A 25,955-nucleotide genomic window follows, 5' to 3' on the forward strand; every position below is an offset into this window, starting at 1 on the left:
AACCAATACATGAACCTCATTAAAAAAGCAATCTGTTTATTGCTGTTCGTATGTGCCATTATCAACACCGCAGGAGCACAGCAACACTATGAATGGAAAGAGGCTGCTTCAGGTGGATATACCTATAAGTATGTCAGCAATGACCCGATGAAGGCACGTTTCTACACATTGAAAAACGGATTAACAGTAATTCTCAGCGTGAACAAGAAAGACCCGCGTATCCAGACACTGATCGGTACACGGGCAGGCAGTAACAATGACCCGGCAGATCATACAGGCCTGGCCCACTACCTGGAACATCTCCTGTTTAAAGGCACCCGGCAATTCGGCTCGCTGGACTGGGCAAAGGAAAAACCTTACCTGGACCAGATCGAGAACCTGTATGATACTTACAATCATACAACAGATGCTGTTGCCCGTAAAGCCGTTTATCACCAGATAGACAGCGTTTCAGGACTGGCCGCCAGGTACGCCATCGCCAACGAGTATGATAAAATGATGACCGGAATGGGCGCCCAGGGTACCAACGCACATACCTGGGTGGAAGAAACCATCTACGAGGAAGACATCCCTTCCAACGCTGTAGACAAGTTCCTGACCGTACAGGCAGAACGTTTCAAAGATCCCGTATTCCGACTCTTCCATACCGAACTGGAAGCTGTGTATGAAGAAAAGAACCGCGGACTGGATAATGACAGCCGTAAGTCTTATGAGCTGATGCTCTCCTCCCTGTTCCCTACCCATAATTACGGGCAGCAGAGCACCATCGGTACCGTAGAACACCTGAAAAACCCTTCCCTGAAGGCTATCCGTGAGTTTTATGATACTTATTATGTGCCTGATAATATGGCGATAGTGATGGCGGGCGACTTTGATCCCGACTACGTGATCAAACAGATAGACCAGCGCTTTGCCTACATGAAATCCAAACCGGTAAAAGAATATAAGTCGCCCGTAGAAGCGCCTGTCACCGCACCGATCGTAAAAGAAGTATACGGTCCGGACGCTGAGAACGTAATGATCGCTTTCCGTATGCCGGGTGCACTGGATGTAAAATCCACCATACTGCTCAACGTACTGACAGAAATACTCAGCAACGGTAAAGCCGGCCTGATAGACCTGAACCTGAACAAACAGCAGAAGGTACTGAATGCCGGAGCAAGCACCATGACCTGGAAAGACTATACCGTATTCTCCCTGAGCGGTAAAGCTAAACAGGGACAGACACTGGAACAGGTAAAAGACCTGCTGCTCGGGCAGCTGGAGATCCTGAAGAAAGGAGAGTTTGACGAAACACTGGTAAAAGCCATTGTGAACAACGCCAAACTGGCTGAGCTGATGGGCCTGGAGAAAAATGACAACCGCGCCAACGCCATTATGGACGGCTTTATCAAACACCGCGGACAGAACTGGAATACAGACGTGTCTTTTGTGGATGATATGGGCAAGGTTACCAAAAAACAGATCGTTGATTTTGCCAACAAATACCTGGGTAATAACTATGTGCTGCTTTACAAACGTAAAGGTGAAGACAAGAACATAGAGAAAGTGGAAAAGCCGGCTATCACTCCTGTGGAAGTGAACCGCGAAGCCCAGTCAGCCTTCCTGCAGAAAGTGAATGAAATACCTGCTACGCCGGTAAGTCCGCTGTGGCTGGATTTCGACAAAGATATCCAGAAAGGTAAAATAGGCGATGCAGATGTGCTGTATGTACAGAACAAAGACAATAGCCTGTTCCGCCTCTACTACCGTTTTGATATGGGCAGCTGGAACAATAAGCTGTTGCCGCTGGCCGCTCAGTACCTGCAGTTCCTGGGTACAGATAAATACACTTCCGAGCAGATCAGTAAAGAATTTTATAACATTGCCTGCAACTTCAGTGTAAACCCCGGTACAGATGTGACAACCATTTCTATTTCCGGGTTGCAGGAAAACTTTGACAAGGCGCTGGCATTGTTTGAACATGTGCTGAAGAACTGCCAGCCTAATGGCGATGCCTGGGCTGCTATGAAAGGCCGTATGGAAAAAGGCCGCGCAGACAGTAAGCTGAATAAGGGCAATATCATGAAAGGGTTGACCAACTACGCTATCTACGGCGCAAAAAATCCTTTCAACAACCAGCTGAGCCAGGCAGAACTGAATGGCGTGACAGCCGCGCAGCTGACAGATATCCTGCACTCTTTACCGGATTATAAACATACTGTTATCTATTACGGCCCGCAGCCGCTGAATGCTGCTATTGCTGCCGTAAAGAAAGAGCATGTTATTCCTGCAACATTTAAGGAAACACCTGCAGCCCTGAAGTTTGAAAAAACCGACCAGGCAAAGAACGAGGTGTTATTTACCGATTACGACATGGTACAGACAGAAGTGAACTGGGTACGCAACAATGGCGTGTATAACCCGGAAAACACTGCCCTGATAGACCTGTTCAATTCTTATTTTGGCGGCGGTATGGGATCTATTGTATTCCAGACCATCCGCGAATCCAAAGCGCTGGCTTATTCTACTTATGCTTATCTGGCATCTCCTGATAAGAAGACCAGCCGTTACACTACACTGGCCTATGTAGGCAGCCAGGCAGATAAGATGGCGGATGCAATTGGTGGTATGAATGAACTGCTGAATGATATTCCCCGTTCAGACAAACTGTTTGAAACTTCCAGGCAGAGCCTGAAACAGGATATGGCAACAGAGCGTATCACACAGGACGGTATCATCTTCACTTACCTGGCCGCTAAAAAGCTGGGGCTTGATACCGACTACCGTAAAATTGTTTACGATAAGATAGATAAGATCACTTTCGATAACGTGAAAGAGTTCCATGATCAGAACATGTCTCAAAAGCCATACACATATTGTATCATGGCTTCCGAGAAAAGGGTAAATCCTGAAGATCTGAAGAAATATGGCGACGTGAGGAAACTGACGCTGGAAGAGATTTTCGGCTACTGATCCTGTAACAGAACATAGCTTTAAATAAAGAACCATCCGGGCCCGTCTGCATTTCTGCAAACGGAAATTCCGGATGGTTCTTTATTTTTGCGGTCAAAATTTTTAACCATTTGCAATAATCAATTGACGGCCAACGTTAAAAGATTGCAAAATACCCTGTGAAAATGAATCGCTATTGCTTGTTGCTATTGCTGGTACTATGTACATCGGTATCCGGATTTACGTTTAAGAGAGAAGGAGATCTGTATTCAGTGAAGGTACATCCCGGCAACATTGATCCTGACAAAGTATTTCTGCTGATAGACAAGAGTGACTACCGGTTGTACCTTTATGAAGATGTTACTTTGCGAAAAATATACAAAGTAGTATTTGGTAACCGGGACCAGTCTGACAAACGACAGGAAGGAGACCGTCTTACACCCGAAGGAACTTTTCATATTCTCAGCAAGCGGTTTGATAACCGGTGGAACCGGTTCATGCTGCTGGATTATCCCAACGAAACATCATGGGCAAGATTTCATGAACTGCAGGATGCAGGCGCGTTGCCGGCATCCGCAACCATTGGCGGTGGTATAGGCATTCACGGTGTGGAATATGCCTCAGGCATACGCGACAACTACGTGGAAGGACGTATTAACTGGACACTGGGATGCGTGAGCATGAAGAATGCAGATGTAAGCGAACTGTATGAGATCATTAAGGTTGGAACACCTGTAGTGATCAGGCGTTGAGGATGCTATTGATATTGCAGTGCCCGTTCTTACCTTTACTATGTTGCTGATCATGGTAGCATAGTAGTGACGTTGGGCAACATACTGCTGCCTGAGTCATGATTATCATAAGGCGGGTATTGGTCTTGTGAAGGCACGCTTCATTCGGGTGGAGCGTGCTTTTTCTATTTAAGGGATATGAGAAATTCCCGCACAGCGCTCTTCCATTTATCTCCTTCATTCCTGCAGAAAGACTGATGCCCGGAATGCGTATAAATAACCAGCTTCTTTTTCTTTGTGCGCAGGTTACGGTAAATGGCCTCCGTTTCATAGCGCATTACCCGTGTATCATGCTCTCCCCAGCCTACCAGGGCGGGCATCTTTATTTCCTTTGCGTAAGCGGCAGGGCTGAAACCAAATCCCCAGAAACCATGTTCCAGACCTCCCCAGAAAGTAAGCAGTTCAGCAAGGGGAGAACCCGGCATGTTAACAGCCCTCATTCTGCCCTTTACAGCGTCTGTAAGACGACCAAAAGAACATTCCAGTATAACTCCTGCAGGTTGCAGATCATACTGCGGAACGGCCTTTAAAATGGCAGCGGCGCCCATACTTATACCCCATAGAATAATGGGCCCTTTTGTTTTACCTTTTACATAGTTATAGGCCAGTTGTACATCCTCTGCTTCTTTATACCCGACAGTGCAGGTATTGCCTTCACTGTTGCCATGTGCGCGGAAGTCCATCAGCAGGGTATTGTAACCCAGAGAGCGGAAATAGGCGGCTTCCGGCAGGGGGCCATCTTTGGCGCCGTTATAACCATGGAAGAGGATAACGGTGCCTTTGGCGGAAGGTACGGGAATCCACCAGCCTTCCAGGGCTAATCCGTTAGCAGTATGAAGGGTAATGGTATTATATTTTGTATCGGGAGTGTGATTGAGTGTTGACCTGGATATTCTGACCCCGAACAGTATTGTTTTGGTTTTTTCCAGTGCGCTCATTTGTTCCGGCAATCTTTTGCTGAACTGTCCGGAAGGATAGAAGTGGGTGAATTTCCAGGCATGAAATGCTGCGATGATATTGAGCAGCAGGAACAGGGCTAAGAATATGCGCAGCAAACGTTTCATAGCATAAAAGTAATTATATGCCCCTTAAAAAAGAACGCTTTTGCCCAAGGCAAAAGCGTTCTTTTTTAAGGGGCAGTTTTGAATGCCGCCTTTGTAGAATAAATATATTTAGTAACCTGGATTCTGGGTCAGGTTAGGATAGCTGTTAAGATATGTCAGCGGTATTGGCAGCAGTTTGTTATACTCCTTATAACCGTTGTTAGACAGTTCCTGGGCAGCAAGGTTCTGACGTACCAGGGTGCTGAATGTCTGGCCTTCCCTGTAGGATTCCCTGTTACGGAGAACTCTGATTGCTTCACGCGCCTGATCGGCAGTCAGCAGGCCGGTTGTCTGGATATTACGCCTCATGCGTACCTGGTTGATCATATTGGTAGCATTTTCCAGATCGCCCAGGTTGACATTCGCCTCTGCATTGATCAGCAGTACTTCTGCATAGCGTATGATAGGGCAGAAGTTCACTGTGCCGGGACGGGTAACTGTAAAGAACTGGCTGAAAGGAGAGCCGTAGCTGCGGGGAATATTATACAGCGTTTCGGTGTTGAATGTCTCAGTATATATAGCTGAAGTATCTCCTATCAGGTTGTAAATACCACTGTTTATAACAACCTTGCTATAGGCCGCTGCATCCGCGTACTTGCCGGTGTTGAGTGATAATCTTGCCAGCAAAGCATTAGCGCCGAAAACGGTTATATAATGTTCCTTGTCGGTGCCCGCCAGATCGCCGTTAGCAGACGCCAGCAGGTCATTCTTAATGAAAGCATAGGTAGCTTCCGGTGAGCTGCGGGAAATATCTGCCGGCATAGTTATCTGAGTGGAGATAGGTAACCCCCCAAAGTAGGTAGCCAGTTGCATATATGCCAAGCCACGGAGGCTGCGTGTTACCGGTCCCAGTTTTAAAGTATCGCCTTGTATAGCGGGGAGGCTCAAAAGGATCCTGTTCAGTTGCCCGATAACGGCATAGTGGTTAGCCCAGATGTTGAAGATGGTAGCATCTGAAGCAGTGAAGGTGAACTGATCAAAAGCGCACCAGGTTGATGCCAGTCCGTTGCAATCTGCGTCATTGCTCATAACAGCATCCATAATAACCAGTTGTTTTTGCACATTGCCCAACTGTATAGCGGCTTTCAGCAGAATGGAATCAGCTTCTACGGTAGTTTTGAGAAGCGTCATAGTATGATTTACCGGGTAGCCTATCAGTACTTTTTCTGATGTAGTAGTGCCGCTGCCAACGGTGATCTTACGATACGGAGCTTCTGCCCTGTCACTGTTATTTACTACTCCGTCCTGGTTAAGATCAAGCATTTTGAAATCGCCCGGAGTTGCACCTGCCAGAGCAGGAGAGTTAGCTATTTCGGCTGTTGACTGGAAGAGGGTATCTGCAGAAGCTAATGTGCTATTGTTTGCATCAGGCCAGGTATTGGAGAGCTCTCCTTTACCAGCTACCATGAAGTATTCTGCAGGAGCAACGCCGGTGAAAGTTGCAACACCATTGGCGTTGGTAACGGCAGTGTAGCGGGGCGTTTTATTTTTGTACTCTTCCCTTGTCAGGTACAGGCTTACTGTTGCTCCGGCAAGGAGTGCGCCGTTACGTTTTTCTGTGCTCCACTGCGTAGCGTCCCATACAGTAACGTTGGTATTGCCCAGGGGAGTGCTGAGTATATCGGCTACGGTATAGAAAACAATTTTACCTTCTGCACCAGGCAGGCTGAGAATAGCTATGCCATTGATATACAGGGTATCGCCTACTTTTTTTACTTCCAGCTTTTTGCCGCTGAGAGCAGTCAGGATGGTGTCCTTACTTAATTTGATCAACCCTTTTACAAGATGATCTTTAATAGTGCTGTCAGGAAGGTCTTTACCCATTGTTTTTGCACCCGGGTCATAAGCGCCTATAGCGTCATTGGAAGGAGCAAAAATGGTCAGGCCGTTTGCGGTTTCTGCATCGGTGATGCTGACTTTCTGGATAGCGGCGGAAAATTCGCTCAGGGTAGGTTTGCCTGCAAGGACATCAAGTATCTCTTGTTTAACGGCATTGGTTTCCGGTGTTTGTGGATTGTCGTTGTTTTTTTTGCATGCGAACAGCCCACATACCAGTAGCGGTAAAAGGAGTTTTTTCATGGAAGTATTAGAGTATTAAGATGCTGATAACTAGTTATGTATAATTAAATGAATATAGGTTAGACCGGGTCTTATATGGCAAAGATAAGTATTATTTGTAATATAATGGGGTGTAAAAAAGGCTTTAACCTCCCGGTTAAAGCCTTTTGAATGCAGTTCTTACAATCTGCCGCGTTTGATCTCTTCTACCACAACCGGGTCCAGCAGGGTAGTAGTATCTCCGAGGTTGTCCAGTTCTCCTTCTGCGATCTTCCGGAGAATACGCCTCATGATCTTACCGGAGCGGGTTTTTGGCAGCCCGCTTACAAACTGGATCTTGTCCGGTTTGGCGATGGGACCTATGATACGGGAAACTGTCTGCAGAATATCTTTCTTGGTAAGCTCAGGGTCGTGCGTTTGCCTTTCGGTGATCACGTAGGCATAGATACCCTGGCCTTTAATATCGTGCGGATAACCTACAACGGCGCTTTCCACGACTCCTGCGTGCATGTTGATGGCATTTTCCACTTCTGCGGTGCCGATACGGTGACCGCTTACGTTGAGTACATCATCTACACGGCCGGTAATGCGGTAGTAGCCGTCTTCATCACGCTGGCAGCCATCGCCTGTGAAGTAGAGGTTTTCGTATGTGGCGAAGTAGGTGGTACGGCAGCGTTCATGATCTCCATAGGTGGTGCGGAGCATACCTGGCCATGGGAATTTGATACAGAGGTTGCCGTTTACGCCGTTGCCGGTAATTTCCTTGCCGTTCTCGTCCACCAGTATAGGTTGTACGCCTGGCAGCGGGAGAGTGGCATAGCCGGGTTTTTCTTTGGTAACGCCGGCAATGGGCGTGATCATTATACCACCGGTTTCTGTCTGCCACCAGGTATCTACGATAGGACAGCGTCCTTTACCGATGTGGTCTTTAAACCAGTGCCATGCTTCCTCGTTAATGGGTTCGCCTACGCTGCCCAGTTTTTTGAGGGAGCTGAGCTCTTTATGATTAACCGGTCCGAGGCCATAGCCCATCAGGCTGCGGATAGCGGTGGGAGCGGTATATAATATGTTTACACGGAATTTGTCTGTGATAGACCAGAGGCGGCCTGCATCGGGGTAGGTAGGTACGCCTTCAAACATCAGTGTGGTGGCGCCTGCGCTGAGAGGGCCGTAGATGATATAGCTATGTCCTGTTATCCAGCCTATATCTGCGGTGCAGAAATATACTTCACCGGGCTGGTAGTTGAATGTATTGACAAAGGTATAGTTGGCGTATACCATATAGCCGCCGCAGGTGTGCACTACACCTTTGGGTTTGCCGGTAGAGCCGGAGGTGTAGAGAATGAAGAGCATGTCTTCAGCATCCATTTCTTCTGCGGGGCAGGGAGGATTTCCCATGGTCTCTACCTGTTTGATCTCATCTTCCCACCAGAGGTCGCGTCCTTTGATCATGCTTACGGGAGTGCGGGTACGGGTGCATACGATCACTTTCTTTACAGATGGGCATCCTATCAGGGCATCGTCAATTACGGATTTCAGCGGAATGTCTTTGTTGCCGCGGAAGGCGCCGTCGCAGGTGATAACGAGGCTGCATTGTGCATCCTGTATCCTGTCTGCAATAGATTGAGCGCTGAAGCCGCCGAATACAACGGAATGGATGGCGCCGATACGTGCGCATGCCAGTACGGCGATGGCCAGTTCGGGTATCATGCCCATGTATATACAGATGCGGTCTCCTTTTTTAACGCCGTTATTTTTCAGCACATTGGCGAACTGGCATACTTTGTTATAGAGATCGCGATAGGTGATAACGCGGTGACGTTCTTCGGGGTCATTTGGTTCCCAGATAATAGCGGGCGTATTGCCCAGGGTTCCCAGGTGGCGGTCAAGGCAATTCTCAGTAATATTGAGTTTTCCTCCAACGAACCATTTAATGTCTGGTTCTTTAAAGTTCCATTCCAGTACCTTATCCCATTTACGGCGCCAGTAGAAATGGTCGGCTACATTTGCCCAGAAGCCTTCCGGGTCTATTACGCTCTGCTGATAATTCTGTTGGTACTCCTCTATGCTTTTGATCTGGTACGGATATGCCATGGCTGCATCAGTGTTTTTGTTGGTTCAATTGTGATAACGTGATGTAAATCTGCAGCTAAATTTAATAAAATTGGTCAATAGTCAATAGGAAACTCTTCAGGGGCGGGGAAATTATAACATTGGGGAAAAATAGTTGGCACAGGTTGGTTTCAGGTGAGAGGCAGATTATTTACCGCCACCTTTTTTGCGATACCTGTCACAGTAAGCATGGAAGCCCTGGTAGACTTCATCCATTACTGCAACGATCTTTTCTTTTTCCGCATTACTGATTACTGGCGTGATCTGTTCCTTCTCTGTTGTGCCAGGGATGGTTTTACTCACATTTCGCATTTTGCGGTAGAATGTAGGGACACTCCAGGCGCATTCTTCGCAGATCCTCTCACGGAAGTAGATCGGGAGATTGATCATACGGGAATGGATGTCATGTAAGACATTGATGGGTGTCGACGACGATGGTTTGGTTCTTTTCATCGGTCTGTTGGTTTAAGATTTTTTATGTGTGATCCGGATATATAAGCTTTGATTTAATTATCATTAAAAATTGACAACTAAACGAAAGTATTTCTAATTTTTTTATTCCTCCAATTTTTGCACAACTATTTTTTTAAACACGAAGTTTGCTCATAAGATATTGATATTAAATTGATTAATGAGATATCAATTTGAGAATGGAAATGAAAATGTCAACTTTTTGAAGCGCTGAAGAAAGACGGATTTGCCACTAATATGTGTATGACTAAATGAGGGTTTATTTAATAACCTGGTTGTCTATATGAAAACTTCATTTATAAGAATGAAATGGAAATTATTATTATATTGTATAGGTTGCATGCAAAAGCAGTCATTGTCAGTTAAATAAAGTATACATGTCCAGGTTAATCCACATGGGCCAGCGCCTAAAACAAATTTTAAAACAGAAGAAGATAAAGATCGTTGACTTTGCGGATATGGCAGGTTTTACCAACCAGATAGCCCACTACCATTTGCGCAAAAGTGACATGAAACGTAGCACGTTAGAGAAATTTTGTGAGATCATTAGTATTACACCAGATGAATTTTATGAGTGGAACAATGTGCCCTCACTGAATGGCGAGAAGCCGGGAGAGCCCATTGTTATACATCATGGAGGCAGATTAATGGAACTGGTGGGAGAGCGGGGCCTGAACAAAACGAGGTTGGCCAAACGCCTGGGAATGAGTCGCAGAACAATGTACAACCTGTTTGAGAAAGAAGCGTTTAACGCAGAAGAGCTGGACAGGGTAGTGAGGGCGCTTGAGATGACCATAACGGGATTCCTGAACCCGGGCGCCCTGGAAGAGGCCAGGCTGGCGGATAACGATGAAATGATGGTGTTGCGGGAAAAATATTATAAACTTCTGGAGGAGCATAACCTGTTGTTGAAAAACTTCGCATCCCTTAAAGAAGGACTGGAACAGGCCAAGAAAGATATCTTTCAGTTGCGCAAACAGGCCAGATCTAAAAAAGGCTGAACCTATCCAGCGACTATCATTTTCATTTAACCATAACTTATACCACCCTCATCAAACCATTCCTATGACCTGTTGCTCGCACAACATAATTTCAAAATGAACAGCTCCGGATCAAGAATTTGTAATAGTTTTATGCCGCATGTTTGAACCCCATGCGCCACGTAAAAAAACTATCAACAGATCTACATGAGCAGCCATTTTCCGAATGCGTTTGATACTCCGGTATGGTATCTTTTTATGCCGTTAAGCGGAGAAGGAAAACTTTTTACAGAGAAAAGATATGCCAGCATACTGGCGGCAAGACTGAATGATGATCAGCGGAATGCAATGATAAAGGTGGAAGAATATACCTTTATGCCTGATGCAATCCACCTGATCATCCGTGAAGGGGCCTTGCAGCTTGAAATGTGGTGGGAGCCGTTTAAAGATGCCATACTGAAGCATTTGCCGGAAGGCGCTGCCTGGGGCAATTGTACGTATGAACGGATCTCTGATGCGGCTGCCTTTGAACACAGGGCATTTGAAATGCTGTACCTGCCTGTATGGAAGGGTCTGGCTTCAGATCCTAATGGTTATGCCTATAATAGTGTTAATAACCGGGCAAAGATCGATCTGTAATTTATAGTAACAGGGCGCCTACTTCTTCCCAGCTGTTTACGCGTTTGAAGTCAGTTACATGAATGTTATGCGGTGCAGTGAACATCAGTGCTTCTCCTTTGAAGGGCTGCAGGTTCTTTATGTGATCGTCTATCATATAGTCTGCCTGCACAATGGTTTTTGATCCGCAGAAAACTATATTCTGCCAGCCTATGAACGGGTAATGTTCTCCCAGCCACTCCAGTTTTTCCGGTAAGGAATCCGGGAATTCCATGGCCGCAGAAACGATGAACACCTCGTGTTTGTCATACAGGGCCTTTATCACTTCCTGGCTGTCCCTGATAACCGGTTTGGTCCTGAAGAATCCCGGTTCGTACAGGAATCCGCGGATAATTTCCTTACCATGCGGGAAACCATCCGTTTCCGGCCGGCCGTTCAATGTCTCCCTGTCTACCTGTACGCCATAGCGTTCTGCATACCACCTGATATACTGTGCTGTAGTATCTGCCATAACGCCGTCCATGTCTATTGCTATTCTTGCCATATTTTGCTGTTTTTTGCAAAGTTAGGAAATATTGTCGCATGATACTGCGGTTGTTTGCAAATAATTTCATAATATTGCAGGAAATTGCAAGAACATGCTAAAAGAAGAGCGCTTCGATTATATACTCAAAAAGCTGCAGGCAGACCATAAGGTGCTGCATACAGAGCTGAGTAATGATCTGCAGGTATCGGAAGATACTGTGCGCAGGGACCTGGAAGCGCTGGCGCAGAACGGTTTACTGATCAAGGTAAGAGGCGGGGCTATTCCGCATTCTCCCAACCCGTTTGCGTTCAATGAACGGATCAATATCCATGAAGACGATAAAAAGGCCATTGCTGCCAAGGCGCTTTCTTTCCTGCATAACGGGCAAACCATTATAATAGATGGTGGTACCTCCACTTATGCGCTGGTAAAGCTTTTCCCTCCTTCCCTGCAGCTGACCGTTGTAACGCCCAGCATTCCCATAGCCATGCAGCTGATGGAACATCCCGGTGTGGATGTGGTGCTGACGGGCGGGCGCATCTTCAAAAGCTCGCAGGTAACTTCCGGAATGGACACTATACGTATGCTGGAAAAACTGCGGGCAGATATCTGCTTTATGGGAGTATGCAGCCTGCACACGGAAGTAGGTGTAACCGGCCCGCATATGGAAGAGGCAGCGGTTAAAAATGTAATGGTCCAATCGGCCAACAGGATAATAGCCCTGGCTACGAGCGATAAGATGGGAACGGCAGAGCCGTACAAGGTTTGCGACATTACAGAACTGGATACTATTATCACGGACGAAGCAGGACTGGAGCTGGCCGTACCTTACCGGCAGCTGGGCATTAAAGTGATCTGATTATTTATCTGTCATACCTATCAACTTTTAAACAAGATGTTACAGGAATTGAGTATCGGACATTCTCACAAACGGACTATTCGCATTGCGGTAAGCGCATTGTTCTTTCTTACCGGTTTTTGTTTTGCCAGCTGGGCATCGCGTGTTTCTGCCATTCAGCAGAAGCTGCACCTGAGCGAAGGATTACTGGGATTTGTGCTGATAGCTCCGCCTATCGGCTCTATGATCTCTATGTTCGTGGCTGGCCGCCTGGTCAATAAATATGGCAGCCGGCAGGTACTGATGGTAGCCGGCCTGCTTTACGGCGGCATCCTGCCTACCTTAGGCCTGGTAGATTCACTCTGGCAGTTATTCAGCTGTCTTATACTTTTCGGCTTTTGCGGGAACGTTGCCAATATTGCGGTAAATACGCAGGCAGTACAGGTGGAGGCCATGTATGGCCGGCCTATCATGGCGTCTTTCCATGGTCTGTGGAGCACAGCCGGCTTAACCGGCGGCTTTATAGGATCCAGGATGGCGGCAAACGGTATAGTGCCTTATCAGCATTTCCTCTGTATCATGGTGATCATGATCATTATAGTAGGGATCAGCATCCGCTATGTGATCCCGCAGGATATGTCGGCCGGAGAAAAACATGAGGACCAGCCGCTCTTCGTATTTCCCAAAGGCATATTACTTATGCTGGGTATCATTGCCTTCTGTTCCATGATCTGTGAAGGGACCATGTTTGAATGGAGCAGCGTATACTTCAGGAAGGTGATCGGGGTAAATGAGGCGCAGGCTGTTCAGAGTCTCACGGCATTTATGAGTACAATGGCGCTGTTCCGCTTCCTTTCTGATAAACTGACCATCCGTCTTGGCGCCACGCGCATGCTGCAGCTGAGCGGCCTGCTCACTGCAGGAGGTCTGTTAATAGCTGTGCTCATGCCTTATTATAATATAGCTATCATCGGTTTCCTGCTGGTAGGCGCCGGGGTATCTGCTGTGGTGCCGCTGGTATATAGCGCAGCGGGAAGAAGCAAGGTATTATCTCCCGGAATGGCGCTGGCCTCAGTGTCTACTATCGGTTACCTGGGCTTCCTGGCCGGCCCTCCGCTTATCGGGTTCATCGCAGAAGCTACCAGCCTCCGGATATCATTTTTCGTTATTGCCCTGATGGGTACCTGTATTGCCATTATGAGTAATAAGGTAAAAGAATAATTGTTTTGATTATTTATCTCCGGTTGGTTACAGGCCGGCCGGAGATAAATAATATATGTATTTATATTATTTGTAGCCCCAATAGCCTTATTCTATTGACTTTAGCGTTCCTTCCTCAAAAACAGACAGAAATTTATTACCACAATAAAGTTTGAAACCCGTAATTTTGCACGATTTTTTTGTCTGGTGAATGGTATTAAAATCAGTAAGGTTTTCAATTTTTCAATAGAATACGCAAATGCCGAAAGACTCTTCTATCAAATCTGTTCTTATTATTGGTTCTGGTCCTATTATTATCGGTCAGGCTTGTGAATTTGACTATTCCGGTTCCCAGGCGGCCCGTTCGCTGCGCGAGGAAGGTATCAGGGTAGTACTGATCAATTCCAACCCGGCTACTATCATGACAGACCCTATGATGGCTGACAAGGTATACCTGTTGCCGCTTACTGTAGAAAGTATAGAACAGATACTGGAAGAGCAGCAGATAGACGCGGTACTCCCTACCATGGGTGGACAGACCGCGCTGAACCTCTGTAAAGAGGTGGATGAACTGGGTATCTGGGAAAAGTACAATGTACGCCTGATCGGAGTGGACATTAAAGCGATCGACAAAGCAGAGGACCGTGAACAGTTCCGCCAGTGGATGATACAACTGGGCGTGCCCGTTGCTCCTGCAAGAACTGCCAACTCCTTCCTGGAAGGAAAGGAATTTGCACAGGAGATAGGTTTCCCTCTCGTGATCCGTCCGTCCTTTACCCTGGGTGGTACAGGTGGTGGTTTCGTACACAGCAAAGACGAGCTGGACGAAGCGCTGCAACGCGGTTTACAGGCTTCTCCCATTCATGAGGTACTGGTTGAAAAAGCTGTACTGGGATGGAAGGAATATGAGCTGGAACTGCTGAGAGACGCTAAAGACAACGTAGTTATCATCTGTACAGTAGAGAACCTTGACCCGATGGGCATCCACACAGGCGACTCTATCACCGTGGCTCCCGCTATGACCCTGAGCGATACCGCTTTCCAGGAAATGCGTAACAAAGCCATGATGATGATGCGTGACCTGGGTAACTTTGCCGGTGGCTGTAACGTACAGTTCTCTCTCAATCCTGAGAATGAAGAACTGATAGCTATCGAGATCAACCCACGTGTAAGCCGCTCTTCTGCCCTGGCATCCAAAGCAACCGGTTATCCTATTGCCAAGATCGCTGCGAAACTGGCTATCGGTTACACACTGGATGAGCTGGAAAACCAGATCACCAAAACTACTTCCGCATTCTTTGAGCCAGCGCTGGATTACGTGATCGTAAAAATGCCCCGCTGGAACTTCGATAAATTTAAAGGCGCCGACCAGACCCTGGGCCTGCAGATGAAATCTGTAGGTGAGGTAATGTCTATTGGCCGCACCTTCCCCGAAGCCCTGCAGAAAGCCTGCCAGAGCCTGGAGAACGATGCGCTGGGACTGGGTTACTATGGTAAATCAGCCATGAAGAGCGAACAGCTGCTTGAAAGACTGAAGACCCCTACCTGGGACCGTATCTTCCGTATCAAAGACGCCCTCATGGAAGGCGTTTCCGTAAAACATATACACCAGCTCACCTATATCGATAAATGGTTCCTGAACCAGATCAACGATATCGTGAACATGGAAAAACAGCTCCGGGAATATGACCTGGAAACAGTGCCGGTACAGCTGCTGAGCGACGCCAAGAGAATGGGCTTCTCTGATAAACAGCTGGAATACCTGTTTGGCAACTGTGAAGAAGATGAGGTATACGAAAAACGTAAACAGCTTGGCATTACCCGTACCTACAAAATGGTAGATACCTGCAGTGCTGAGTTTGAAGCGGTTACTCCTTACTTCTACTCTACATTCGACACACAGAACGAAAGCAAACCTTCTGACAGGAAGAAAGTGATAGTACTGGGCTCCGGTCCTAACCGTATAGGTCAGGGTATCGAGTTCGACTACTGCTGTACCCACGGCTTACAGGCCATCCAGGATTGCGGCTATGACGCTATCATGGTGAACTGTAACCCTGAAACGGTATCTACAGACTTCGATATGGCCAACAAGCTGTACTTCGAACCTGTATTCTGGGAACACCTCTGGGAGATCATAGAACTGGAAAAACCGGAAGGCGTGATCGTTCAGCTGGGTGGACAGACCGCACTGAAACTGGCAAAACGCCTTGAAGAAAAAGGTGTACGCATCATCGGTACCTCTTTCGATAACATGGATATCGCGGAAGACCGCGGCCGTTTCTCCGACCTGCTGAAAGAACTGAGCATCCCTTATCCTAAATATGGTACCGCCTATAATACTGACGACGCTATCGAAGTAGCGAAAGAAGTAGGTTATCCTGTACTGGTACGTCCTTCCTATGTACTGGGCGGACAGCGTATGAGGATCGTGATCAACGAGGAAGAGCTGGAAGCTTCTGTACTCAGCCTGCTGAGACACCTGCCAGGTAATAAGATCCTGATTGACCACTTCCTGGACCGTTGCCAGGAGGCTGAGATAGATGGCATCTTTGACGGTGAGAACTTCCATGTAATGGGTGTTATGGAGCATATTGAGCCTGCCGGTATTCACAGTGGCGATAGTAACGCGGTACTGCCTGCGTTCAACCTCAGCCCTATGGAAGTAACCACTATGGAATATTATGCTGAGAAAATAGCAAGGGCGCTGGACATTCGTGGTCTGATCAACATCCAGTTCGCTATCAAAGGCGGCCAGGTGTTTGTGATAGAAGCGAACCCACGTGCTTCCCGTACTACTCCGTTCATTGCCAAGGCTTACCAGGTACCTTACCTGAACATTGCTACCAAAGTAATGCTGGGCGCTAATAAACTCACTGATTTCAAGATCGAGAAGAAACTGGACGGTTTTGCTATCAAAGAACCGGTGTTCTCTTTCAATAAATTCCCGGGCGTTAACAAGGAGTTAGGCCCTGAAATGAAATCTACCGGTGAAGCAATCCGTTTCATTAAAGATCTGAGAGATCCTTATTTCAGACAGCTGTATAAGGAGAAGAGTATGTATCTGAGTAATAAATAAGTTTACAGTTGGCCGCAGGCCAAACAAAATACTCTCAAAAAAAAAATGCTTTTGCCATTGGCAAAAGCATTTTTTTTGTTTACCGGTCTTATATATTATTCAGCTCTGTTAGGGCCTGCAGGCTTCTTTACCGGAGCGCTATCCTTCAATTCTTTCATCAGCAATTCCACCGTCTTTTCCAGCTGCGGGTCTTTCCCTGCAATTACATCCTGTGGCGTCATTTCTACTTCCACATCAGGTTTTATTCCTTCGTTTTCCACTATCCATTTTCCATCCTTGCTAAAAATACCTAACCGCGGGGCAGTCATAAAACCTCCATCCATCAGCGGAGGATAGTTATAGATGCCTACCAGTATTCCCATTGTAGTTGTTCCTACCAGGGGGCCCAGTTTCTTTTCACGGAACATGAACGGCATCAGGTCTCCGCCAGAACCGGCATAGCCATTAGTGATCATGGCTTTGGGGCCGAAAATAGCATTGCCGGGAGTGGTCATAGGCTGTCCTTCGCGGGTGCCCCAATAATTAAGCAGGTCCCGGTTCAGCAGATCTATTACATAATCTGCTGCGGAGCCGCCTCCGTTAAAGCGTTCATCTATGATCACGCCTTTTTTATCCAGCTGGGAGAAGTAATAACGGTTAAAATAAGTATAGCCATCGCCGCCGGTATCAGGCATATACACATAGGCCAGTTTACCATTGCTCAGCTCATCTACTTTTTTACGGTTTCCTTCTACCCAGTTCATATTGCGGAGATAAAACTCATTGCCGACGGGGACTACGGTGTACTCTTTTGCCCCCGCAGTATCCGGCCGCTGGTTAACGAGTATCCGTACCTGTCTGCCGGCAGTGTTCTCAAAGTAGCTGTATACCTCACCTTTACCATCAACAGGTATACCGTTCACAGCAAGCAGGTAATCGCCTTCTTTCACATTGACACCCGGTTGTGTAAGCGGCGCCTGGAACTGCGGGTTCCAGTTAAGCCCTGAATATATCCTGGCAAAGCGGAACCGTCCGTTTTCAATGGTATAATCAGCTCCGAGCAGTCCCACGCTTACGTTGACAGGGGCAGGAGCATCGCCGGAGCCCACGTAGTTATGGCCTATTACCAGCTCACTCATCATTTCATTGAAGAGGTAATTGAGGTCTTCACGGTGACCCACATACGGCAGGAGTTTTTCATACTTCTGTTTAATGGATTTCCAGTTAGCGCCATGCATGTTCTCTACATAAAAGAAATCACGTTCAATACGCCACAGTTCATCAAACATCTGCGCCCACTCTGCGGCAGGATCTACCAGCACCCTGACGTTTGTGATGTTCAGGGCGCCATCGCCAACGTTAGCCTTGGCAGTTGCGGAGGTAATACCAAAGGCAGCGCCTGAGAAATAGAGCATCTTTTCTCCGTTACTGCTGATAGCATATCCTCTGATACCGCTGATAAGCGGATCACTCTTCCGTTTGGCGATATCATAGCTATAAACGGTGTTGTTATCACGATACAGGAGCTTGCCCGTTACCCTGCCGTTCAGATCTGTATAGTTCTGCGCCGGCAGCGGTAATGGTATTATACGTTGATCAATACGGTCTATGTCTATGCGGGTGAATTTAGCAGAGGTGTCTTTCGCTTCTTCCTTCCGGCCCTGTTCTTCGTCACTCTCCGGCATCAGGAGTGAAGGCTCATTGTTTGCCAGGATAACAGCATATATGTTTCTCTTCGTTTCTCTTTCAAAGGATGTCATATCCAGCCAGCCGGTATTCTGGGCGTAGTTGGTACTGGCAGTGAAGAAGAGATATTTCCCGTTTTTGCTGAAAGCAGGATCAGATGCTTCACTGCGTCCGTCTGTGACCTGGCTGGACTTCTTATCGGCTATATTGTAAAGGAAAATGGCCCGGAGGCTGTTGGGCAGCCTTTTCTGGTAAGCGATCCATTTTGAGTCCGGGCTCCAGGACGCTTCGAAAGACTGGTCCGGCCGGTCATATGTATCCTCATCTATTGTTGTTATTTTCTTTGTATCCAGGTCAACAAAATGAAGCCGGAGGCCTTTGTCGCGATAAGCTATCTTCTTGTTATCCGGCGACCATACAATGTCATAATAGAATCCTGTCGTACCCAGCGGTATCACTGTAGCGGGCTTTTCCCCTTTCTGATCGCGCAGGTGTAAAGCATATTCACCGCTGGCATCAGAGAAATAGGCCACCTGCTTTCCGTCGGGCGACCATGCCGGAGAGCGTTCATGCACTCCCGTTGTATTGGTAAGATTGCGTACATCTCCTTTCTCTGCCGGAACGGTGAGTATCTCTCCCCTGAATTGTATGATAGCTCTCACCCCGGTAGGAGAGATGTTGATATTGCTGAGCGTATTGGGTGAAGCGCTAACATAATGTGGGCGCTTATAGGGAAGATCTGCCTGCAGGCTGATGGAAAGCGTGGTGCTTTTACCTGACGCAGCATCCCATTTGTTGATGCGGCCAGCCTGTTCATATACCAGTGTACGGCCGTCTGAGAAGAGGGTTTTTACATCATAGTCTTTATGGGAAGTTACCTGTGTAACAGCTTTTGTAGTTGTGTTATACCGGAAGATGTTCATATTGCCGTTACGGTCACTCAGGAAATAAACATCATTTCCCAGCCATACGGGGCGTATGTTATTGGAACCTGCCGCTGGTATTTCAGTAACAGCATTGGTCTTGTTATTGAAGATCCAGATTCTTGGCATTCCGCCGCCGCGATAGTGTTTAAAGGGGCGGTAAGTACGGCCTCTTTCAGTAGGATCAGGGTCTTTGATGTAAGCGGTGTATTGTCCGTCTGGCGATATATTACCCTGCTGTGCTTCCGGCATTTTCAGCTTCACGGGCATGCCGCCATCGGTCCCCACCTCAAACAGTTGCTGGAAGCGGGATGTAAAAGACGCCCTGGTAGAGGCAAAAAGTATCCTGTCGTTGCCATGCCATCCGCGTACAACATCTGCATCCGGATGCCAGGTAATGCGGCGTGGAGTGCCACCATTTACGGATACAATATATACGTCTACGTTACCATCGTAATTGCCGCTGAAAGCTATCCATTTACCGTCGGGAGATAGCATAGGGTCCATTTCAACGTCGGGATTAACGGTGATGCGCTGCGGATGTTCTCCGTTGGCATCGGCCACCCATATATCGCCTGCATAGTTGAAGGCAATTTTTTGCTGGCTGATACTTGGTGAACGCAGCAGTAGTGTTTCCGTGGATTGTGCCAGGGTTGTAATGGGTAACAGGCACGTCAGAATTAATTGGGAAATAGACTTGTTGTGCATTGTTTCAGGTTAAGAGATGTGATGGAGTGAATCTACTAATTTATTCGCTTTTAAGGGTAATCTCTTCTTCCCTGATAAATTGAGATGGATAGTCTTAAAATGATCAGAGCCTGATAAAAATCAGGCTCTTTCTTTTCCCTCAAAATAACCATTAAAGACACGACTATTTATGTGTATAAATAGCGTGACCGGTAATGCAGTTTACTATAAATATTAAATATTAAGAAGATGTTAACTAATCAATAACAGATGTAAATATACATAATTAGTATAATGATTGTTATCAATTGATTAATGATTTATTAATTAATTTAATGTGTAAAAATAGATGTACGGGGGCTCCGTTTTTTTTCCAAAAAAGCTATTCTTCCGCCCGGCATGAAAATATGTTTTGCTCTCATTTTAGGAACATATTATATACATGAATGGTTTATATTCACACCCTCATTGTTAACCTGATACGGACATTTATGTTTGTTAACTTCATTAAAAGAGCGCCGTTTATCCGCATTACGACGCCTCTTATAGCGGGTATCATTTTCCAGTTATATATACCGTTACCTGCAGAAGTATGGCTGACTGCAATTGCTGTGCAGTGGCTATTATCCGCCCTGACGGGTTGGTTGCCTTTACATCTTCAGTTCAGTATGGCATGGGTGAGAGGGTGTATGTTGCAACTGATACTGTCTGGTGCCGGCGCTTTGCTGGTACATTTCAGCGATGTGCGTAACGACAGCGGGTATTTTTTACATGTAGCAAAGGCGGATGACCTGTTGCTGGTAACGGTAAAAGAGCCGCTGCAACGGAAGAAGAAGACCTTTAAAACAAGAGCAGAGGTAATAGCAGTTATAAGAGGTGATAGTGTAATACCGGCAAAAGGCTTGCTGTTACTATACCTGGAAGCAGATAGTGCCGCTGTTACAATACAGGATGGCAACCGGTTGTTATTACGTAACCGCCTGCAGCCGGTTAGTTACAGTGGCAATCCCGGGGCCTTTAATTACCGGCAATACTGTGCTTTACAGCAGGTACACCGGCAGGCATTTGTGCATAGGGATGAGTGGATATTTGCAGACCGGCAAACCGGGGGATTAATAGCATCCTGCAGGAATTACTGTTTACAGATACTGCAGCAATACATAGGAGGGAAGGAGGCCGGACTGGCGGCTGCATTGCTGATAGGTTACCGTTATGAGCTGGATGCCGGGATGATGCAGGATTATATGCAGACAGGTATAGTGCATATCATTGCTATTTCCGGTATGCACATGGCTTTAATTTACGGCAGTCTTGTATGGTTGTTAGGATGGTGGCCGCGCAACCGGTTTACCGATGTGGTTAAAGGTATACTGATATTATTGGTGCTATGGGGTTTTACCTTCCTTACAGGCGGCGGCGCTTCTGTATGGAGAGCAACGGTAATGTTCACTTTCCTGGCAACAGGAGAGTTCTTCCTGCAGCGTTATTCCAATCCATACAATACATTGGCGGCATCCGCTTTCATGTTGTTATGCTATGAGCCACGGCTGTTGCTGGATGCAGGGTTCCAGTTATCTTACCTGGCGGTGCTCAGCATTATGATCTGTTACAGGCCTCTGTATTGTTTATGGGAAATAAAGAACCGCTGGCTTAATAAACTATGGGGCGCTACGGCGCTTACACTTGCTGCGCAGGTATTCACTTTGCCGGTATGCCTGTATTATTTCCACCAGTTCCCTGTTTATTTTCTGCCAGCCAACCTGTTAGCCGTACCCTTATCCACCATTATCCTCTATGGTGAAATGTTGTTATTGCTGTACAGCCCGTGGCAGGCGGGCGCTTACTGGACAGGACAGGCATTACAGCAGATCATTGGCTGGATGAATACCTGTATTGCATGGATAGGACATTGGCCCGGCGCCCTGATAACAGATATTGACACCTCTCTCTTTGTTACTGTATGCGCATATGTATGTCTTGCCGGCATAACAGGATTTTGCCTGTACCGCTGGCGCACGGGGCTGTTAATGGCATCGTTCGCTGTTTTTCTATGGAGTGCAGCTGTTCTGTCAGACCGGCTGAATAAACAGCGTCAACAGAAAATGGTGGTCTGGCAGGTACCGGGACATACCGCGGTCAGTGTCATTTACGGAAGAAAGGCCTTGCTGCTGGCAGATAGTGGCCTGGTTGAAGATGGCGGGATTGTCCGCAAATATCTTCAGCCTTCCTTGTCGTATTACGGAGTTGACAGTTACAATCTGCTTACCGGCAGCTTCCTGCAGGCAGGAAATATCCGGCTTGTTGTGGTAGACAGTGCATTGCCGAAGCGGCGTTCCGCAGAAAAATTCAAAACAGATTATCTTTTACTCTCACATAATCCACATGTGGATATCAGACAATTGGAGTCACTGTTTGATGTTGGATGCTATATTTTTGACGCTTCCTGTTCTTCCGGCAGGATTCGGAAATGGAAAAGTGATTGTTACGCGCTAACTTTGCGCTTCTTTTCGGTTCCGGACCAGGGAGCCTATGTTGTAAATTTCTAATGATTTCCATACATGCAAAAGCAAATTAAATCAGCATTGATCTCCGTTTTCTATAAAGATAACCTGGAGAACATCGTAAAAAAGTTAGGCGAACAGGGAGTAACCATTTACTCTACCGGCGGTACACAGAAATTTATTGAGGAGCAGGGTGTGAAATGTGTGGCTGTGGAAGATCTGACCGCTTACCCGTCTATTCTTGGCGGACGTGTAAAAACATTACATCCGAAAGTATTTGGTGGTATCCTGGCCCGTAGGGAGAACCCACAGGACCTGGAGCAACTGGCTCAGTATGCTATTCCGGAACTTGACCTGGTGATAGTTGACCTGTATCCGTTTGAGGAAACAGTGAAAAGCACCAAAGAAGAGCAGACCATTATTGAAAAGATAGATATTGGCGGTGTATCCCTGATCAGGGCAGCTGGTAAGAACTACAAAGATGTGGTGATCGTTGCTTCCAAAGATCAGTATGCTGACCTGGAAAAAGTGCTGGTTGAGCAGAATGGTGCTACCAGCGTGGAAGAGCGTCGTGCATTTGCTGCAAAAGCATTTGAAGTGTGCGCTAACTATGATGTGGCTATTTCCCGGTATTTCCTGAATAACGAGCCGGCGGCTTACTTCCAGGTATCCGCTCCGCAGGGCCAGGTAATGCGTTATGGAGAAAACCCTCATCAGAAAGGCGTATTCTACGGTAACCTTTCTGAGATCTTCAACAAACTGCACGGTAAGGAACTTTCTTATAACAACCTGGTAGACGTAGATGCTGCCTGCCAGCTGATCCAGGAATTTACAGATACTACTTTCGCGGTGATCAAACATACAAACGTATGTGGCATTGCCAGCAGGCCTACGCTGAAAGAAGCATGGGATGCTGCACTGGCGGGCGATAAGGAAAGCGCCTTTGGCGGTGTGCTGGTATGTAATACTACTGTGGATAAAACAACTGCAGAATCTATCAGCGAGATCTTCTTTGAAATACTGATAGCACCTGCATTTGAGCCAGATGCCCTGGCTGTATTACAGGCAAAGAAGAACCGTATCCTGTTACAGCAGCTGCAGCCGGTGAAAGCGCCTTATGTTTATAAGAACGTGCTGAATGGCGTACTGCTGCAGGAAAACGACAAAGGCAATTACCTGGAATGGAAAGATGCCGGTGCAAGACCTGCTACTGCTGCTGAAAAAGCTGATCTTGAATTTGCCAACCTGGTTTGCAAACACCTTAAGTCCAACGCTATAGCCCTGGTAAAAGACAGGCAGCTGATAGGTAAAGGCTGCGGACAGACCTCCCGTATAGATGCATTACGTCACGCCATTGAAAAAGCCGGTCAGTTCAGCTTTGATCTGAAAGGTGCGGTAATGGCTTCGGATGCTTTCTTCCCGTTTGATGACTGTGTGCGTATTGCCCATGGGGAAGGTATTACAGCTATTATCCAGCCGGGTGGTTCTGTAAGGGATAATGATTCTGTTGAGTATTGCAAACAGAACGGGCTGGTAATGATAATGACCGGCACCCGTCACTTCAGACACTAGTCATAGTTTGCTATAAATGAAAAAGACCGGCCCCGCCGGTCTTTTTCATTTAATTAAGTATCTATTCCCAAATTTTTTTTACTATTGTCCACCTGATATAACAGCAACTATCCTTTGGCAGAATTTTTACACCATAATATCATGAAGGATGCGGATGATGCAACACTTGTCCTGGAGTACAAACGCTCCGGCAAGCTGGATTATCTGGCAGCTCTTTACCAGCGTTATATGAACCTGGTATATGGTGTATGCCTCCGTTATTTTGATGCAGAGACCAGCAAAGATGTTGTTATGCAGATCTTTGAAGAACTGATAGCCAAACTGCAGCAGCATGAAGTACAGAACTTTAAAAGCTGGCTGCACGTGCTGACCAGGAACCACTGCCTGATGAAGCTGCGCTCCATGAAAAACCGGGAAAACCGGGAAATATCAATAGAAGGACTGCCCGTTATGGAAAATGATCAATTCGGGCATCATGAGAACGGAACAAGCATGGAGTCACACCTGCAAGGCATGGAAAAATGCCTTGAAACGCTGCCGGAAGAGCAGAAACGTAGTGTGGACCTGTTTTTTCTGAAAGAGAAAAGCTACCGTGAAGTGGCAGACATTACCGGGTATGACATGAAGAAAGTGAAGAGTTATATCCAGAATGGCAAGCGCAACCTGAAAATCTGTATGGAACAACAAAATGCCTCAGAAGCATAATCATATTAACCATAGGGTGGATCCTGATCTGATCCGCCGTTACCTGGCCGGCGAGCTGGACAACAAAGCTATGCACGCCCTGGAACGGCAGGCCATGGATGATCCTTTCCTGGCAGAAGCGTTGGAAGGCTTTGAAAACCACGCTCCTGACCAGCGCCGTCACCTGGCAGACCTGGAAAACAGGCTGGCGCTGCGGGTAAAGGGTACCGTGACCCGTAAGGTAATAGCCCTCCAGTACCGCTGGGCGGCTGCCGCAGCTATATTGATAGTACTGGGAGTGGGAGGATTATGGATATGGAAGAAAGATGCTCAGCCGGGCGGACTGGCAAAGATGGAAAAGGACCAGTCCTCCGAAAGCGTTATCACCGATACTTTATCATATGCTAATATGACGGGTGAAAGGCCAGTGGCCAATTCCACGTCTCCTGTCACAGTTGAAAAAGGGTACAGGGCTACACAGATGGCAGACAGTCCTGTTCCGGAAGCCGCTCTGCCTGCAATGGCTCCTGTAATGTCAGCGCCTCCTGTGCCTGCGGCTCCTCTGCCTGTTACCGCTGCTGCAGACCAGGCAACTATGGCAATGGCAGATAGCACTGAGGTAGCGGAAAAGCCATCTGTAAACACCCGGGTATTACAGGGACGTGTAAAAGACCTGAGCAATAATGGCCTGGCCGGGGCATCTGTAAGTGTGGAAGGTAGTAAAGCGGGAGCGCTTACTGATCAGAAAGGAAATTTTGCCATCAAGGTAGATAGTGCCAAAGATGTAAGCATTGTAGTGGCAGCAGTTGGCTATAAGGCCAAAAAGATGGCTGTACCTTCAAGGGAAAACAATGTGGATATCGCCATAAAAGAGAATAGATCAGCCCTGGAGGAAGTTACAGTAACGGGCCGTTCACAAAAAGATGTATACCAGGCGCCTGTTCCGGGAGAAGGGTATGAGGCCTACCGTCAATACCTGTCAAAAAATGTAAAGTACCCGGCATCTGCACAGGCTACCAATGTAAGAGGCAGGGTAAGAGTATCTTTCCGTGTGCTGCCTGATGGTACCCTGGAAGATTTTAAGGTAACCCGGAAGCTGCAGCCGGACTGTGATGCGGAAGCCATCCGTGTAGTGAAGGAAGGGCCGGCATGGTTACCGGCTTCTGATGGCAAGGCCACACGTGTACAGGTAGATGTGCCTTTTAATCCTTAA

At 47.1% G+C, this 25,955-nt stretch carries 17 protein-coding genes; 11 read left to right on the forward strand and 6 right to left on the reverse strand.

The annotated features are described in order from the left end of the window. Positions 1-9 precede the first annotated feature (9 nt). Both GO493_RS03380 and GO493_RS03385 read left to right on the forward strand, forming a co-directional pair. Positions 10-2,955 carry a M16 family metallopeptidase gene (locus GO493_RS03380; protein WP_157304692.1) on the forward strand — a complete coding sequence of 982 codons (2,946 nt, stop codon included), beginning with the start codon at positions 10-12 and terminating at the stop codon, positions 2,953-2,955. A gap of 164 nt (positions 2,956-3,119) precedes the next feature. After that, entirely contained in the window at positions 3,120-3,686 is a 567-nt protein-coding gene (locus tag GO493_RS03385; RefSeq protein ID WP_157304693.1) for a L,D-transpeptidase family protein, read from the forward strand. 164 nt (positions 3,687-3,850) lie between these two features. Here the strand turns inward: GO493_RS03385 and GO493_RS03390 are convergent, their stop codons facing one another. The 4 genes from GO493_RS03390 to GO493_RS03405 all read right to left on the reverse strand — a co-directional run bounded on the left by GO493_RS03390 (position 3,851) and on the right by GO493_RS03405 (position 9,451). Then, the gene (locus GO493_RS03390) at positions 3,851-4,789 is read right to left on the reverse strand and encodes an alpha/beta hydrolase (RefSeq protein WP_157304694.1); all 939 of its coding nucleotides are present in this window, start codon (positions 4,787-4,789) and stop codon (positions 3,851-3,853) included. A 108-nt stretch (positions 4,790-4,897) separates the two neighbouring features. Further along, positions 4,898-6,907, reverse strand: coding sequence for a RagB/SusD family nutrient uptake outer membrane protein (locus GO493_RS03395; protein ID WP_157304695.1), 2,010 nt, complete (start codon positions 6,905-6,907; stop codon positions 4,898-4,900). Between the two features lie 159 nt (positions 6,908-7,066). Next, a complete protein-coding gene (acs, locus tag GO493_RS03400) occupies positions 7,067-8,980 on the reverse strand; it encodes an acetate--CoA ligase (RefSeq protein WP_157304696.1) in 1,914 nt (637 codons plus the stop codon). A gap of 165 nt (positions 8,981-9,145) precedes the next feature. Then, entirely contained in the window at positions 9,146-9,451 is a 306-nt protein-coding gene (locus tag GO493_RS03405; RefSeq protein ID WP_157304697.1) for a hypothetical protein, read from the reverse strand. 395 nt (positions 9,452-9,846) lie between these two features. Here GO493_RS03405 and GO493_RS03410 point away from each other — a divergent pair, with 395 nt between their 5' ends. Together GO493_RS03410 and GO493_RS03415 are read left to right on the forward strand one after the other, a co-directional pair. Continuing rightward, complete coding sequence (locus GO493_RS03410) at positions 9,847-10,470, forward strand: helix-turn-helix domain-containing protein (RefSeq protein WP_157304698.1); 624 nt, start codon at positions 9,847-9,849, stop codon at positions 10,468-10,470. A gap of 186 nt (positions 10,471-10,656) precedes the next feature. Beyond that, a complete protein-coding gene (locus GO493_RS03415; RefSeq protein WP_157304699.1) occupies positions 10,657-11,088 on the forward strand; it encodes a hypothetical protein in 432 nt (143 codons plus the stop codon). 1 nt (position 11,089) lies between these two features. Here GO493_RS03415 and GO493_RS03420 read toward each other — a convergent pair whose 3' ends face one another. After that, positions 11,090-11,611: a 5' nucleotidase, NT5C type gene (locus GO493_RS03420; RefSeq protein ID WP_157304700.1), complete on the reverse strand. Its 522-nt coding sequence runs from the start codon at positions 11,609-11,611 to the stop codon at positions 11,090-11,092. 94 nt (positions 11,612-11,705) lie between these two features. Here GO493_RS03420 and GO493_RS03425 point away from each other — a divergent pair, with 94 nt between their 5' ends. The 3 genes from GO493_RS03425 (at position 11,706) to carB (ending at position 16,710) form a co-directional block, all read left to right on the forward strand. Continuing rightward, complete coding sequence (locus tag GO493_RS03425; RefSeq protein ID WP_157304701.1) at positions 11,706-12,452, forward strand: DeoR/GlpR family DNA-binding transcription regulator; 747 nt, start codon at positions 11,706-11,708, stop codon at positions 12,450-12,452. 36 nt (positions 12,453-12,488) lie between these two features. Beyond that, the gene (locus GO493_RS03430; protein ID WP_157304702.1) at positions 12,489-13,652 is read left to right on the forward strand and encodes an MFS transporter; all 1,164 of its coding nucleotides are present in this window, start codon (positions 12,489-12,491) and stop codon (positions 13,650-13,652) included. Positions 13,653-13,890: 238 nt separating this feature from the next. Further along, positions 13,891-16,710, forward strand: a complete 2,820-nt coding sequence (gene carB, locus GO493_RS03435) for a carbamoyl-phosphate synthase large subunit (RefSeq protein ID WP_157304703.1) — start codon at positions 13,891-13,893, stop codon at positions 16,708-16,710. Between the two features lie 95 nt (positions 16,711-16,805). On the opposite strand, the gene GO493_RS03440 is transcribed toward carB, so the two are convergent. Next, on the reverse strand, positions 16,806-20,006 hold the full coding sequence (locus GO493_RS03440; protein ID WP_157304704.1) for a S41 family peptidase: 3,201 nt from the start codon (positions 20,004-20,006) through the stop codon (positions 16,806-16,808). 470 nt (positions 20,007-20,476) lie between these two features. On the opposite strand from GO493_RS03440, the gene GO493_RS03445 reads away from it, so the two are divergent. The 4 genes from GO493_RS03445 (at position 20,477) to GO493_RS03460 (ending at position 25,955) form a co-directional block, all read left to right on the forward strand. Continuing rightward, positions 20,477-22,531: a ComEC/Rec2 family competence protein gene (locus tag GO493_RS03445; protein WP_198315466.1), complete on the forward strand. Its 2,055-nt coding sequence runs from the start codon at positions 20,477-20,479 to the stop codon at positions 22,529-22,531. A 12-nt stretch (positions 22,532-22,543) separates the two neighbouring features. Next, positions 22,544-24,058, forward strand: a complete 1,515-nt coding sequence (purH, locus tag GO493_RS03450) for a bifunctional phosphoribosylaminoimidazolecarboxamide formyltransferase/IMP cyclohydrolase (RefSeq protein WP_157304706.1) — start codon at positions 22,544-22,546, stop codon at positions 24,056-24,058. Between the two features lie 141 nt (positions 24,059-24,199). Next, on the forward strand, positions 24,200-24,763 hold the full coding sequence (locus GO493_RS03455; RefSeq protein WP_157304707.1) for an RNA polymerase sigma factor: 564 nt from the start codon (positions 24,200-24,202) through the stop codon (positions 24,761-24,763). Next, positions 24,747-25,955, forward strand: a complete 1,209-nt coding sequence (locus GO493_RS03460; protein ID WP_157304708.1) for a TonB family protein — start codon at positions 24,747-24,749, stop codon at positions 25,953-25,955. The genes GO493_RS03455 and GO493_RS03460 overlap by 17 nt, the downstream gene beginning before the upstream one ends.

Origin of the sequence: Chitinophaga tropicalis, assembly GCF_009758205.1 — a bacterium.
Lineage (GTDB): Bacteria > Bacteroidota > Bacteroidia > Chitinophagales > Chitinophagaceae > Chitinophaga > Chitinophaga tropicalis.